The sequence below is a fragment of the Odoribacter lunatus genome (assembly GCF_943193135.1).
Lineage (GTDB): Bacteria > Bacteroidota > Bacteroidia > Bacteroidales > Marinifilaceae > Culturomica > Culturomica lunata.
Genome location: NZ_CALPCZ010000029.1, coordinates 14,749 through 27,935, shown reverse-complemented (window position 1 = coordinate 27,935; position 13,187 = coordinate 14,749). Strand labels below are relative to the sequence as shown.

The 13,187-nt window shown below is 40.9% G+C and carries 11 protein-coding genes and 1 tRNA gene; 5 read left to right on the top strand and 7 right to left on the bottom strand.

The window, feature by feature from the left end; translation table 11 throughout:
• Positions 1 to 108: 108 nt before the first annotated feature.
• Genes NFR61_RS09675 through NFR61_RS09660 form a run of 4 tightly spaced genes read right to left on the bottom strand, consistent with a single transcriptional unit; the run spans position 109 to position 4,020 of the window.
• A complete protein-coding gene (locus NFR61_RS09675) occupies positions 109 to 2,487 on the bottom strand; it encodes an efflux RND transporter permease subunit (protein WP_251623503.1) in 2,379 nt (792 codons plus the stop codon).
• A gap of 39 nt (positions 2,488 to 2,526) precedes the next feature.
• Positions 2,527 to 2,859 carry a nucleotide pyrophosphohydrolase gene (locus tag NFR61_RS09670; protein ID WP_251623502.1) on the bottom strand — a complete coding sequence of 111 codons (333 nt, stop codon included), beginning with the start codon at positions 2,857 to 2,859 and terminating at the stop codon, positions 2,527 to 2,529.
• Positions 2,860 to 2,863: 4 nt separating this feature from the next.
• A complete protein-coding gene (dtd, locus tag NFR61_RS09665; protein ID WP_251623501.1) occupies positions 2,864 to 3,316 on the bottom strand; it encodes a D-aminoacyl-tRNA deacylase in 453 nt (150 codons plus the stop codon).
• Positions 3,317 to 3,360: 44 nt separating this feature from the next.
• Entirely contained in the window at positions 3,361 to 4,020 is a 660-nt protein-coding gene (locus NFR61_RS09660; protein WP_251623500.1) for a flavodoxin family protein, read from the bottom strand.
• A gap of 128 nt (positions 4,021 to 4,148) precedes the next feature.
• Here NFR61_RS09660 and NFR61_RS09655 point away from each other — a divergent pair, with 128 nt between their 5' ends.
• Positions 4,149 to 4,493 carry a winged helix-turn-helix transcriptional regulator gene (locus tag NFR61_RS09655; RefSeq protein WP_251623499.1) on the top strand — a complete coding sequence of 115 codons (345 nt, stop codon included), beginning with the start codon at positions 4,149 to 4,151 and terminating at the stop codon, positions 4,491 to 4,493.
• A gap of 209 nt (positions 4,494 to 4,702) precedes the next feature.
• Here the strand turns inward: NFR61_RS09655 and NFR61_RS09650 are convergent, their stop codons facing one another.
• Positions 4,703 to 5,827 carry an ATP-binding protein gene (locus NFR61_RS09650; protein ID WP_251623498.1) on the bottom strand — a complete coding sequence of 375 codons (1,125 nt, stop codon included), beginning with the start codon at positions 5,825 to 5,827 and terminating at the stop codon, positions 4,703 to 4,705.
• A 195-nt stretch (positions 5,828 to 6,022) separates the two neighbouring features.
• Positions 6,023 to 6,094 (bottom strand) — tRNA-Arg (locus NFR61_RS09645).
• Between the two features lie 141 nt (positions 6,095 to 6,235).
• Here NFR61_RS09645 and NFR61_RS09640 point away from each other — a divergent pair.
• Genes NFR61_RS09640 through NFR61_RS09625 form a run of 4 tightly spaced genes read left to right on the top strand, consistent with a single transcriptional unit; the run spans position 6,236 to position 10,189 of the window.
• On the top strand, positions 6,236 to 7,210 hold the full coding sequence (locus NFR61_RS09640; protein WP_251623497.1) for a polyprenyl synthetase family protein: 975 nt from the start codon (positions 6,236 to 6,238) through the stop codon (positions 7,208 to 7,210).
• 2 nt (positions 7,211 to 7,212) lie between these two features.
• Entirely contained in the window at positions 7,213 to 7,641 is a 429-nt protein-coding gene (locus NFR61_RS09635; RefSeq protein ID WP_251623496.1) for a dCMP deaminase family protein, read from the top strand.
• Positions 7,642 to 7,647: 6 nt separating this feature from the next.
• On the top strand, positions 7,648 to 9,237 hold the full coding sequence (locus NFR61_RS09630) for a S41 family peptidase (protein WP_251623495.1): 1,590 nt from the start codon (positions 7,648 to 7,650) through the stop codon (positions 9,235 to 9,237).
• Between the two features lie 4 nt (positions 9,238 to 9,241).
• The gene (locus tag NFR61_RS09625; RefSeq protein WP_251623494.1) at positions 9,242 to 10,189 is read left to right on the top strand and encodes a tRNA-dihydrouridine synthase family protein; all 948 of its coding nucleotides are present in this window, start codon (positions 9,242 to 9,244) and stop codon (positions 10,187 to 10,189) included.
• 41 nt (positions 10,190 to 10,230) lie between these two features.
• Here the strand turns inward: NFR61_RS09625 and leuS are convergent, their stop codons facing one another.
• Positions 10,231 to 12,999 carry a leucine--tRNA ligase gene (gene leuS / locus NFR61_RS09620; protein WP_251623493.1) on the bottom strand — a complete coding sequence of 923 codons (2,769 nt, stop codon included), beginning with the start codon at positions 12,997 to 12,999 and terminating at the stop codon, positions 10,231 to 10,233.
• Between the last annotated feature and the right edge of the window lie 188 nt (positions 13,000 to 13,187).

Genomic DNA, 13,187 nt, shown 5'->3' with positions numbered 1-13,187 from the left:
TGATTAATTTTTTTAATTATTTTTTTAGCCTCTTATATTCAAACGTTTGCGTAATGTGATACATGCTTAGTAGGCATGTATTTTAATTCTAAGAAATTGATTAATAAACTATTCGATATGGAGTTTATTAGTATCGATATCCTCTTCCTCGTTATAAATTTGAAGTAGCGGTTCTTTAAAAGTTTTGTTTGTAATACTCTTTTCTAAAGAAAGCAGAAGAGAAGGTAATAAAATCAGATTAGCCAGCATAGCGGCAAATAGAGTAATTGATGTAAGCAATCCCAGCGCGAATGTACCGCCGAAACTGGAAAGACAGAAAATACTGAAACCGCAAAATAAAATGATAGATGTATAAATCATACTTTGCCCGGTCTCTTTCAAAGCCAGAATAACAGACGAATGGATGCACCAGTTTGTTGATTGTAATTCCTGACGGTATTTGGCCAAATAGTGAATAGTATTGTCTACGGAAATACCGAAGGCCACACTGAACACCAATATCGTGGACGCTTTGATCGGAATGCCGGCGTATCCCATAATAGCGGCGGTAATCAATTGCGGAATAACATTAGGCACAAGGGCTATCAGCACCATTCTTTTACTTTTGAACATCCACGCCATAAAGCCTGCGATAAGCAAAATAGCTAGAGCCAGCGAAGTAAACAGATTTTTAATCAAATATTGATTTCCTTTGAAAAAAATAATACTGGACCCTGTCACCTTCGTTGTCGCTTTTTCCGGAGGGAAAAGCTTTGAGATAGTATGGTAAAGGGAATCTTCCTTCGCCTCCATCTTCTTTGTACCGATATCTTTAATTCTGAAAGTAAGTCTTACCTTTTGATTCGTGGAATCTATAAACGAACCAGCCATCGCATTCATGCCGCTGCTGCTTTTCAGCGCATAACTCAGAATAAAATTCTTATTCATATTGGTCGGCAGTTTATAATATTCCGCCTTTCCGTTATAATAAGCCTGGCCGGCAAACTTTACAGCCTCCACAATAGACAAAGGCCGTGATATATCCGGATCCTGCTGAATTTGGTAACAGAGCTTATCTAATTTCTCCAGATTAGATAACTTGAAAACCTGATTTGGCTTTTGAAAATCCACCGTAACTTCTAAGGGCATAAGCCCGTCAAAATTATACTCGAAAAAAGAGAGATCTTTGCGAATAGGGTCACTTTCTTTCAAATCATCCACCATGTAGCCGGTCGTCTTCATTAGCGTGATGCCCAGCAAACTAGCCAAAACAATCGTAACTGTGAGGCGGTAAACAATATGGCGGTAATTCACCACAACCTGAATAATGTGATCAATAACATAAGTGATAAAAGCATTATGCAAATGCCGGGTCTGTTTCGTATCGGGTACCGGTAAATAGCTGAAAACAGAAGGAATTAGAATAAGGCAGATAATGAAAACCGTTGTAATGCTGATAAAAGCAATCAAACCGAACTCCTTCAATATCCGGCTGGACGTAATAATAAACGTAGCAAACCCGGCGGCAGTCGTCAGATTGGACAAGAGAGTCGCATTCCCGATTTTGTGCACCATACGTTGCAACGCCTTAATCTTATTGCCGTGCAACACATACTCCGCATGGTACTTATTAACCATAAACACACAATTGGGAATACCGATAACAATCAGCAATGGCGGCAACATTGCCGTCAAAAGTGTAATCTTGATACCTAAAATCGCCATGAATCCCATGGCCCACACTACATTAATACCGATAATAGCGACACAAAATCCCACAATCCGGAAAGAGCGGAAGAATAAGTAAAGAATAACAGCCGTAATCAAGAGAGACAGAGCGATAAACATATACATCTCCCGCTTAATATTCTCCGCATTAACCACCCGGATATAAGGCAAGCCGGAATAATGCATCTGCACTTGGTACTTATGGGCAAAACCTTCGGTAATCTCCCGAATCTCCTTTACCAATTTCACTCGGGCAGGAGAATTCATCACTTCTGCCGAAACCGTCACCATCATACCGTACGTATGGGTCTTTTTATTTATTAGCGTCCCCTCATAAAAAGGCAGATGTTCCGCAATATAAGCCAAACTGTCCAACTCCTCCTTTGTCTTCACCTCCGAAGGGAAAATCGGCTTTATTTCAAATTTCTTAAGATCATTATTCTTTAGTAAATTGAAAGTATGGGTAATGGAAACCAGCGCATTGACACCATTCAACTGCTTCATTTTATTCCCCATGGCAATCCAGTCATTCACCTTCTCCAGTTGATAGAAATCGGAATCCTGCACGGCAAACACCATCATATTGCCCTCTTGGCCGAAAGTTTGCTGAAACTTCACGTAATCAATGTAGGCACTGTCCGATTGGGGCAGCAGACTAGCATTTTCATAAGACATTTGTAAATACCGCACTTGAAACCCCATGAAAAGAGTCCCGAGCAACACCGTGATAATACATGCAATTCTATTTCGAAGAATAAACCCCGCGATTTTTATCCACATACAACCAGATAACTTTCAAGCAGTCAAAAATAGTAAGAATTATTCAGCTTCCCGTATTTTGGGGTTATTTTTATGTCTATTTTCATCCCGTTTAGTCTTTTTCATAAAATTCTTTTCCATTGCTTCAGTCAAATCCACTCCCGTTTGGTTGGCCAGACACACCAGCACCCACAACACATCAGCCATTTCATCCTCTAAATTATCTTTTTCTCCCTCTTTAAAAGACTGTTCACCATACTTTCGTGCCATCACCCGTGCCAATTCACCCACTTCCTCCGTCAGAATCGCCATATTGGTCAACTCATTAAAATACCTCACGCCGACAGTCTTTATCCATACATCGACCTTCTCCTGTAACTCCTTTATCTCCATACAATCAAATACGGTTTTTTGAATCAATTAAAATCGTAACCGGACCATCATTAATCAATGACACCTGCATATCGGCACCGAAAACACCGGTCTTAACCTCCTTCTGCATCTCTGAACTCAATGCCTTCGTAAAGGCTTCATATAAAGGATTGGAAATATTCGGGCGGGCGGCATCAATATAGGACGGGCGATTCCCCTTCTTCACCCTTGCCATCAACGTAAATTGGCTGACGGCCAAAATCTCTCCGTCCACTTCCTTTACCGAACGGTTCATAACACCATCATCATCATTGAAAATGCGGAGATTACAAATTTTACTGCAAAGCCACTCAATATCCTCCTGTGAATCATCCTCCTGTATACCCACCAAAATCATCATCCCCTTGCCAATAGACGAAAACACACGTCCCTCGATAGACACGCTTGCTTGTAACACCCGTTGTATGACAACTTTCATATCCTCATTAATTTATTCAGACAAAAATAAGGAAATAGAGAGCTTTATGCAAATAACTTTTCAGCCATACCCTTTCCCGCTTCATAGGCTGCTTGTAAATCTTTGGGAAACTGATAATGGCGGTATGCTGCTTTTTCCGTCTCGGAAAAAACTTCCACATCATACAAAGAATAATCCTTAAATTGATATGTATTATAAGCAATTAAATGTTGTGGTGTTCCTAAAACGTGCGCGATAAAATCCTCTGTAACAGCAATATTCGTTAAAAAGCCGCCTTCTTCGGCTTGCTCGGGCGTAGCATTCATCGAATATATCATTTGTACCGGAAGCTTTCTGCCGAACAGACTCCGGTAGCCGGATTCATAGGTAGTCTTTGCAAAAAGCAGGCGTTCCAGCATACATTTAAGATAACCTGGCACTGAAGCCAAATAAATCGGAGTGCCGATAACCAGTCCGTCGCAGTCTTCAATCTGTTGCAGCACATCTTTTAAATCATCCCGGACGGCACATTTCCCGTAAAAGGTGCTCCCCTTCTTTTTGCATGCAAAACAACTTTGGCAGCCGGTAAATTTCAATTCATACAAATTAATCCAATTAATGCGGACATTTTCGTTTACTGCCCGAACACCTTCTGTAAAACGTTCACATAGCCGTGCTGTATTAAAATCTTTGCGCGGAGAACTATTAATCACTATAATTTCCATAAGATATTATTTAAATTACAGAGGCGAAATTAGAGGCGTATTGCTAAATTTGCAAGAACTAACCAAACGGTTAAAACCTTACTGCTAAGTTAGTTTTAGTTGAATCAAGACCTTATAAATCGAATATAATGGGGAAAAATTTGGATTATGAATATTGTCCGTCGGCACCCGTTTTGGAATGGTTTTCCAACAAATGGGCACTTGTCGTATTATTGAAACTGCGGGATGGAAAAATTATGCGCTTTAACGAACTCTACCGCTCCATTCCCGTTATTTCGGAAAAGGTTTTGGCTCAAACCTTACATCTCCTTGAAAAGGACGGTCTCATAACCAAAATTATCTATCCCGAAGTCCCGCCCCGCTCGGAATACCGTTTGACACCCTTGGGCACCACTCTTTTGCCTCACCTTGACGCATTGATGCAATGGGGCCAGGAAAACATGGTCACTATTCTTCAAAACAGAGGAGAATAACTAAACAGATAGCAGACTTATAAGGATTTTCTAGCACTCTTCTAAGGGTTCCATGGCTTATAAAACATCTAAATATTTTATAAAACCCTTAATTACTCCTTGTCAAAATAAAGAGTAATTAGAGAATGATTAGAGAGTAATTAAAGAATGATCGCCATATAATACGGATATAATACGAATATGATACTGTTTTCAAAACCATTTGCTGTTTATTCTGTAATGAATTTCCAGTAATTTTCAGGGGTTACGACATGGAATGGAGAATCTGGATATGAATTGGCAAAAGCTTTGGGTTGGCGATTGCGGGTATGGCTGTTCCATTTGAATTCAAAAGTTTTTAATTTCCCGTCCTCTTCTTCCACCAAATCAATTTCCTGCTGCTCGTGGGTACGCCAAAAGAATAGCTGGGCAAACTTGCCTGAATAGGCATTATGCTTTACCCGTTCGCTAACCATGAGGTTTTCCCACAAGGCACCGGTATCATTGCGTAGTTCCAGCGGGGCGAAGTTCGATAATACGGCATTCCGGATGCCGTTATCATAGAAATATATTTTTTTCCCTTTTTTAATTTCATTGCGCAAGTTGCGGCTGAAAGAATCTAGGCGGAATATGATAAAACATTTTTCCAATAGATTGATGTATGTTTCTATCGTATTTTTATCAACACCTAATAATTTACTTAGTTCATTGTATGATACTTCGCACCCCAATTGTAGCGCCAGTGCCCGCACTAATTTTTGTATCAGGTCGGGTTTCTTGATACCTTTGTAAGTAAAAATGTCTTTATATAGGTAATTGTTTGTCAAAGTCATCAAAGTACGCTTGGCATCTTCCGGTTGAGTGACAACTTCGGGATAGAGGCCGTAAATCATGCGGGTTTCAAGCAAACGGCTTTCTTCACGTTCAGAGCGATGAGCGGCTAGTTCGGGTAAAGAAAACGGATACAGATTGTATTCAATCAACCGTCCTGTTGCCGGCTCGTTGATTTCGTTTGCCATATCGAAAGAAGAGGAGCCGGTAACAATAACTTGTGTGTCTAGCTTCAAGTCTCCGATGATTTTTAAAGTTAATCCGATATTTTTCACCCGTTGCGCCTCGTCAATGAACACTAAATCGTAAGGAGAGAGAATATGTTGTAATTCCGTAGATGTTTTTTTTTCCAAAACTAGAATGTCGTCAAGGTTGTCGCAGTTCAACGAAAATACTTTCTCTGTTTTTTTTCGCAAATCAGATAACAGAGTGGTTTTTCCTACTTGTCTTGCACCGAGTAATACGATAACCTTGCCGCGTTTGTAATCGGATAAGATAGAGTTTGTGATGAGGCGCTTTATCATGGTTTTTCTTTTGGGCAAATATAGGAAAAAATACGTTCAATTCACCAATTTAGGCCGAATTTAGTGAATGTATTCACCAATTTAGGCCGAATTTAGTGAATGTATTCACCGATTTAGGCTGAATTTAGTGAAAAAGGATACTCAAAGTACTATAATAAAACGGGATGTCCGTCAAAAACCAACATCCCGTTTTAGTAGCCGAGCCGGGAATCGAACCCGAATTTAAAGTTTAGGAAACTTCCGTTCTATCCATTGAACTACTCAGCCAAATTCGATAGGCAAAAGTAACAAATTAATCGGAAAAGAAGAAAGGATACGAAAATTTGAAATCCAAAATAGGGATATACGGCATTCTTTTTGTAATTTAGGCGCTTAAATGACAGAAATAACAGCTAAAGCATGAAAGGGATGTATACTATTGAACAGTTGCGGGAAATTATTAGGCAGGAACTTGCCAAACAAGAATATATGGAGACACCTTTTTCTCTATTTGAGCCGATCCGTTATATTTTGGAGGATGGGGGAAAGCGTTTGCGTCCTGTTTTAACTCTTATGGCTTATAACTTGTATCGGGATGATGTTGAAAAAGTCTTGAAATCGGCGATAGGGATAGAAATATTTCATAATTATACACTTTTGCATGACGATGTGATGGATGATGCGGAACTGAGAAGAGGCCGTCAGACTGTTCACAAAAAGTGGAATCGCAATGTGGCTATTTTAAGCGGAGATGCTGCGGCTATTACGGCTTACAAGTATATAGAAGATTGTGAAGACCGTTATTTGAGGCAAGTCATTGACGGGTTTAATCAGGTTGCGATGGATGTGTGTAAAGGACAGCAGTATGATATGGAATTTGAGACGCGGAACGATGTGACGGAAGAGGAGTATCTCCACATGATTTATTTGAAGACATCTGTTTTGATAGCGGGAAGTTTACGGCATGGGGCACTTGTTGCGGGGGCGCCGGAACATGAGTATAAGGCACTCTATGATTTCGGTGGATTTTTAGGGCTGGCGTTTCAAGTACAGGATGATTATTTGGATGTATACGGGGATGTATTGGAATTTGGAAAAAAGATAGGAGGGGATATTACGGAGAATAAGAAAACATATTTGTTGATAAAGGCTTTTGAGCTGGCGGGAGAGAAAGAGCGGGCTTTATTGCAGTCCTGGATAGATAAAAAGGAGTTTGACGCTTCCGAAAAAATTAAAGTGGTTACGGAGCTTTATAACCGATTGGGAATCCCGGAGCTGACGTTAAAGACCATAGACGGTTATTTGCAAAAGAGTCGTGAAGCATTGTCGAAAATCAATGTGGAAGAAAGCCGGAAAGCCGGTTTTTATGAAATGATAGACTATTTGGGAGAAAGAAAAAAGTAACGATGACGGAACAAGAAAAGAAATTATTGTTAGATAAACGCTATTTACGCATGGCGCGGATTTGGGCGGAAAATTCTTATTGTGAACGCCGCAGGGTGGGAGCATTGATTGTCAAAGATAAATCAATTATATCGGATGGATACAACGGGACGCCTTCCGGTTTTGAGAATTTGTGCGAAGACGAGGAAAATAAGACCAAACCTTACGTCTTGCATGCGGAGGCGAATGCCATTACGAAAGTGGCAAAATCCAGTAATAGCAGTGAAGGGGCGACGTTATACGTGACGGCCTCTCCTTGTATTGAATGCGCCAAGCTGATTATACAGGCGGGTATCCGGCGGGTTGTTTATTCTGAAGCATATCGCTATCTGGATGGAATAGAATTGTTGAAAAAAGCGAAAATAGAAGTTGATTTTGTGGAAGTAAATTGAAAAATCATGTATAAAAAAAATATACAGACAATATTAATGCCGACGATTGTAGCTTTGGCAGTAGTTATTGGGATGTTTATCAATTCTCTTTTTATTCGTAGGGATACACGGGACAGGCAGGAATTGTTTCTGCCCATACAAGGAAGTAAGGTTGATATGGTTGTAAACATGCTGAAGCATTCTTATGTGGATACCGTCGATATAAAAAAGATTGAGGAAACAGCGGTAGAGGCTCTTATAAAAGATCTTGACCCCCATACGGTTTATATTCCTGCAGAAGATTTGGAAAAGGTAAATGAAGACATGGTAGGCAATTTTGGAGGAATAGGAGTGCAGTTTTACAAGTACCAGGATACAGTGACGATTATAAAGGTTGTTGAGGGAGGACCTTCCGAAGCAGCCGGAATTAAAGATGGAGATCGTATAATTCAGGTAAATGATACGGTGATTGCTGGCGTAAAGATGAATGATGCCAAAATCATGTCCATGATGCGGGGACAACTCGGTACGGATGTTACCCTCACATTGTTGCGACGGGGAGAAAAGCCGATGGTAAAGAAGGTAACACGCGGAGCGATTCCTGTTAAAAGTGTGGAGGTGGCCTATATGGTGAATGATACGACTGGTTATGTGAAAGTGAAAACTTTCGGCATGAATACTTACAATGAATTTATGCAAGCCGTGGAGGGATTACAAAAACAAGGTATGACGAAATTAATTGTCGATTTGAGGAACAATGAAGGAGGGATATTGCCTATTGCTTTGAAAATGGTGAATGAGTTTCTGGAAGCCAATAAGCTGATACTATATACTCAAGGGAAGGCTTCACCCCGTTCCGATTATTATTCTAACGGGAAGGGGCATTTTAAAGACTTGCAATTGAGTGTACTAATCAATGAAATCAGCGCTTCGGCCAGTGAAATATTTGCCGGGGCTATACAGGATAATGACAGGGGAACAATTGTCGGACGCCGTTCTTTCGGTAAAGGGCTTGTGCAGGAACAGCGGATGCTTCCCGATGGCTCTGCGCTTCGTTTGACGGTGGCGCGTTATTATATACCTTCCGGACGTTCAATTCAACGGCCTTATGATGAAGGCAAGGAGAAGTATTATAAAGATTTTTATTTGAGGGCGGAGCACGGAGAACTGGAAGAGAGGGATAGTATTCATTTTGATGAGAATCTGAAATATGAAACTGTCGGCGGACGTACTGTTTACGGAGGGGGAGGTATTATGCCCGATGTTTTTGTGCCAACGGATACTGTAGGATATTCTCGTTATTTGGCGGAGTTGAGTCGTTCAATGAAACTTTATGAATATACGTTTGATTTTATGGACCGTCATCGGGAAGAAATCCGGCAAATAAAAGATTACAAGGAGCTGTTGGATTATCTTCGTCAATATAATCTTGTAGGGGAAATGGTGGACTATGCTGCAAAGCGTGGGGTGAAAAAAGATGCGAAGGGTTTGAAGATTTCTTATAAGGTTCTTGAAAATCAAATACAGGCTTATATTGGCAGGCATGTTTTGAATGATGAGGGATTTTATCCCATATTCGGGATGATGGATGCAACATTGCAGGAGGCACTCAAGTAAGCAAATGATTATAGCGAATGGAATGGCCGAGATTCATTTCGCCCCGTTACAGGGATATACGGATTGGATATATCGGAATAATTTTGCCCGCTTTTTTGGAGGAGTAGATGCTTATTATACCCCTTTTATACGTTTAGAATCTGACAATACTTTTCGTAATCGAGATCTTCGGGATATTGACCCGAAAAATAATTCGGTACCTTTGCTTATACCTCAGATTTTACCGGGGAATGCGGATGAATTTTGCAAATTGACACAGTTAGTTAGGAGCAAAGGGTACAAAAAAATTGATATTAATTTAGGTTGTCCCTTTCCTTTGATTGCTGGAAAGAAAAAAGGGGCTGGCATGTTGCCTTATCCGGAACTGGTAAAAGAGATGTTGAGTCCTATATGTGATTTTCCGGATGTCCTTTTTTCGGTGAAAATGAGATTGGGATGGAAAAATACGAGCGAAGCATATAATTTAATAGACATCATTAATAATCTTCGCTTAGAATACATAACACTTCATGCAAGAATCGGTATTCAGCAATACAAAGGCACTCCCGATTATGAATCTTTTTCCCGTTTTTACCAGGCTTGCGAGCATTCGATTTTTTATAATGGAGATTTGAAATCGGGAAAAGAATTGCAAGAAATTTTAGAAAAATTCCCTAAGCTACGAGGTGTTTTAATAGGAAGAGGGTTGTTGTCTTCGCCGTGGGTGGTAGCGGATTTTCGTAAAAATGAAACAAAACCGGATGGTGAACGTAAAAATCAGGTTTATGCATTTCATGAAGCCTTGTTGAATGACTATAAAAACTATTTACAGGGGGAAAATCAGCTTTTGAACAAGATGAAAACGCTTTGGGATTATCTACTGCCGGAAACAGATCGGAAGATGGTAAAACGGATACGGAAATCGACAAAGTTGTCTGATTATTGCAGTGCCGTAAAGCAAATTTTTGAGTAAGGATTTTCAAAAAAATAACGGGACATTTGTCCCGTTATGTATTAAAAAACAATATTGATAATTTTCTTTTGAACGATAATCATCTTTTTTACGTTTTTTCCATCAAGATATTTCGTGGTTTCCGGAGCAGCCGTGATAGTAGCTTCTATTTCTGCATTGGTGGCGCTTAAAGGCATATTCAGTTTAAATCTTACTTTGCCATTGAAAGAAACCGGATAATCGAAACTGTCTTCCGCCAGATACTTTTCGTCCCATTGCGGGAAAGATGTTTCTGTAACGCTCGTATCGTGTCCGAGACGGTGCCAAAGTTCCTCGGCGATATGCGGGGCATAGGGAGCAAGAGTGATTACCAACGGCTCTAAAACAGCCCGTTTGTTGCATTTCAGGGCGGTCAGTTCATTCGTGGCAATCATGAAAGCTGGAACGGAAGTATTGAAAGAGAAATTTTCAATATCTGATTCGATTTTTTTGATTGTTTTATGCAAAATCTTTAGTTCTTCTTTGTTGGGTTCTTCATCATTCACGATAAGCTTTTCGTCATTCACATAAAGACGCCAGAGCTTTCGCAAAAACTTGAAAACACCGTCAATTCCTTGCGTATCCCAAGGTTTGTGTGCTTCCAATGGTCCGAGGAACATTTCATACAAACGCAAGGTATCTGCCCCAAATTCTTCGATAATATCGTCGGGATTTACGACATTGAACATAGATTTGGACATTTTCTCTACCGCCCAGCCGCAGACGTATTTCCCGTTTTCCAAAATAAATTCGGCATTAGCATATTCGGGCATCCAGTTTTTAAATGCTTCCACATCTAGAATATCATTGTGAACAATGTTTACATTGACGTGAATTTCCGTTGTTTCGTATTGGTCTTTTAATCCGTAAGAAACGAAAGTGTTGGTTCCCTGAATGCGATATACGAAATTAGAACGGCCTTGAATCATGCCTTGATTGATGAGCTTCTTGAAAGGTTCCGGTTCGCAAACGTAGCCTAAATCATACAGGAACATATTCCAGAAGCGGGAATATATCAGGTGCCCGGTGGCATGTTCGGCTCCTCCCAGATATAAATCTACATTTCTCCAATATTCATTTGCTTCCCGGCTTACCAGAACTTTGTCATTGTGTGGATCCATATAGCGGAGATAATAGGCGGAAGAACCTGCAAATCCCGGCATCGTATTCAATTCCAAAGTATAGCCGTCTTCTGTTTTCCAATTCTTCGCCCGTCCCAATGGAGGTTCGCCGCTTTCCGTAGGCAAATATTTGTCAATCTCTGGTAATTCCAGCGGTAATTTCGATTCATCCAGCATATAAGGCATATCGTCCTTGTAATAAACGGGGAAAGGTTCGCCCCAGTAGCGCTGGCGGCTGAATATGGCGTCCCGCAGACGGTAGTTGATTTTGCTTTTGCCGATTCCTCTTGCTTCCACTTCTTCCGCAATTTTGGCAATAGCCTGTTTTACTTCCAAACCGTTTAGTATGCCGCTGTTAATCATTTTCCCTTCTTTGGCATCGTATGAGTTTTCACTCAAATCAATCGGGTGTCCGTTGTCGATAACCGGAGTAATCGGCAGTTCAAATTTCTTGGCGAAAGCATAGTCTCGGCTATCATGGGCAGGTACGGCCATAATGGCACCTGTACCGTAACCGGCTAAAACATATTCGCTAATCCATACGGGAATGGCTTCATTCGTAAAAGGATTCACGGCGTAGGAGCCGGAGAACACGCCCGTTACTTTTTTCACTTCGCTTTGGCGTTCCCGCTCTGTACGTTTGGAAACATATTCCAAATATTCTTTTACGGCGTTTGCCTGTTCCGGTGTAGTCAGGGTTTTTACGTAATCGCTTTCCGGCGCTAGAACCATAAAGCTAACACCGAATATCGTATCGGGACGGGTTGTGAAAATTTCTAATTTCACGTCACTATCCTTTACGTCGAAAATAATATCTGCTCCTTGGGAACGGCCGATCCAGTTGCGTTGAATATCTTTGAGGGAATCAGACCAATCGATTTTATCTAACCCGTCTAATAACCGTTGAGCGTATGCTGACACCCGCAAAGACCACTGGCGCATTTTTTTCTGCACCACCGGATAACCTCCGCGTAAAGAGATTCCCTCTTTGACTTCGTCGTTGGCAAGCACCGTACCCAGCTTCGGACACCAATTTACCATCGTTTCGCCAAGGTAGGCGATTCGGTAGTTCATCAGCACTTCTTGCTGTTGTTTTTCGGTCATGTGGTTCCATTCATCGGCCGTGAAGTGAATATTTTCGCTACATGCGGCGTTCAGGCCTTCGTTGCCGTATTTCGGGAAAGCGTCGATAAGTTCCTGAATGGGTCTTGCCTGCTTCGTATCGTTGCAGTAATAGCTGTTGAACATTTGCTGGAACGCCCACTGGGTCCATTTATAATATTTCGGGTCACACGTCTGGATTTCCCTGTTCCAATCAAAAGAAAAGCCGATTTTATCCAATTGTTCCCGATAGCGGGCAATGTTCTTTTCTGTTGTGATAGCCGGATGTTGTCCGGTTTGTATGGCATATTGTTCCGCCGGCAGACCGTAAGCGTCATAGCCCATCGGATGCAATACGTTAAATCCTTTCAACCGTTTAAAGCGGGAATAAATATCCGAAGCGATGTATCCGAGCGGATGCCCTACATGCAGTCCTGCTCCTGAAGGATAGGGAAACATATCCAAAACATAGAACTTTGGCTTTTGCGAATCAATCTCTACCTGATAAGTTTTCTTTTCCCTCCAATACTCCTGCCATTTTTTCTCGACTTCTCTGAAATTATATTCCATAACTTTACTAATTGATATATGACATAATTTGATGGGCAAAGATACGATAATAAATAAAAAAGCGGGAAAATCACAGAAAGAATATTGTAAATAAGCAACTTGTCATGAATGTTTGAAAAGACAGATAAAAAAACTGACCGAAGAAAACTCTTCGGTCAGCCGGTATAGGTGTCTATGGGCGATAACTC

Bases quoted from the DNA above. Each gene is read 5' to 3' on its own strand.
- NFR61_RS09675 (WP_251623503.1), bottom strand. From the start codon at position 2,487: ATGTGGATAAAAATCGCGGGGTTTATTCTTCGAAATAGAATTGCATGT.
- NFR61_RS09670 (WP_251623502.1), bottom strand. From the start codon at position 2,859: ATGGAGATAAAGGAGTTACAGGAGAAGGTCGATGTATGGATAAAGACT.
- dtd (WP_251623501.1), bottom strand. From the start codon at position 3,316: ATGAAAGTTGTCATACAACGGGTGTTACAAGCAAGCGTGTCTATCGAG.
- NFR61_RS09660 (WP_251623500.1), bottom strand. From the start codon at position 4,020: ATGGAAATTATAGTGATTAATAGTTCTCCGCGCAAAGATTTTAATACA.
- NFR61_RS09655 (WP_251623499.1), top strand. From the start codon at position 4,149: ATGGGGAAAAATTTGGATTATGAATATTGTCCGTCGGCACCCGTTTTG.
- NFR61_RS09650 (WP_251623498.1), bottom strand. From the start codon at position 5,827: ATGATAAAGCGCCTCATCACAAACTCTATCTTATCCGATTACAAACGC.
- NFR61_RS09640 (WP_251623497.1), top strand. From the start codon at position 6,236: ATGTATACTATTGAACAGTTGCGGGAAATTATTAGGCAGGAACTTGCC.
- NFR61_RS09635 (WP_251623496.1), top strand. From the start codon at position 7,213: ATGACGGAACAAGAAAAGAAATTATTGTTAGATAAACGCTATTTACGC.
- NFR61_RS09630 (WP_251623495.1), top strand. From the start codon at position 7,648: ATGTATAAAAAAAATATACAGACAATATTAATGCCGACGATTGTAGCT.
- NFR61_RS09625 (WP_251623494.1), top strand. From the start codon at position 9,242: ATGATTATAGCGAATGGAATGGCCGAGATTCATTTCGCCCCGTTACAG.
- leuS (WP_251623493.1), bottom strand. From the start codon at position 12,999: ATGGAATATAATTTCAGAGAAGTCGAGAAAAAATGGCAGGAGTATTGG.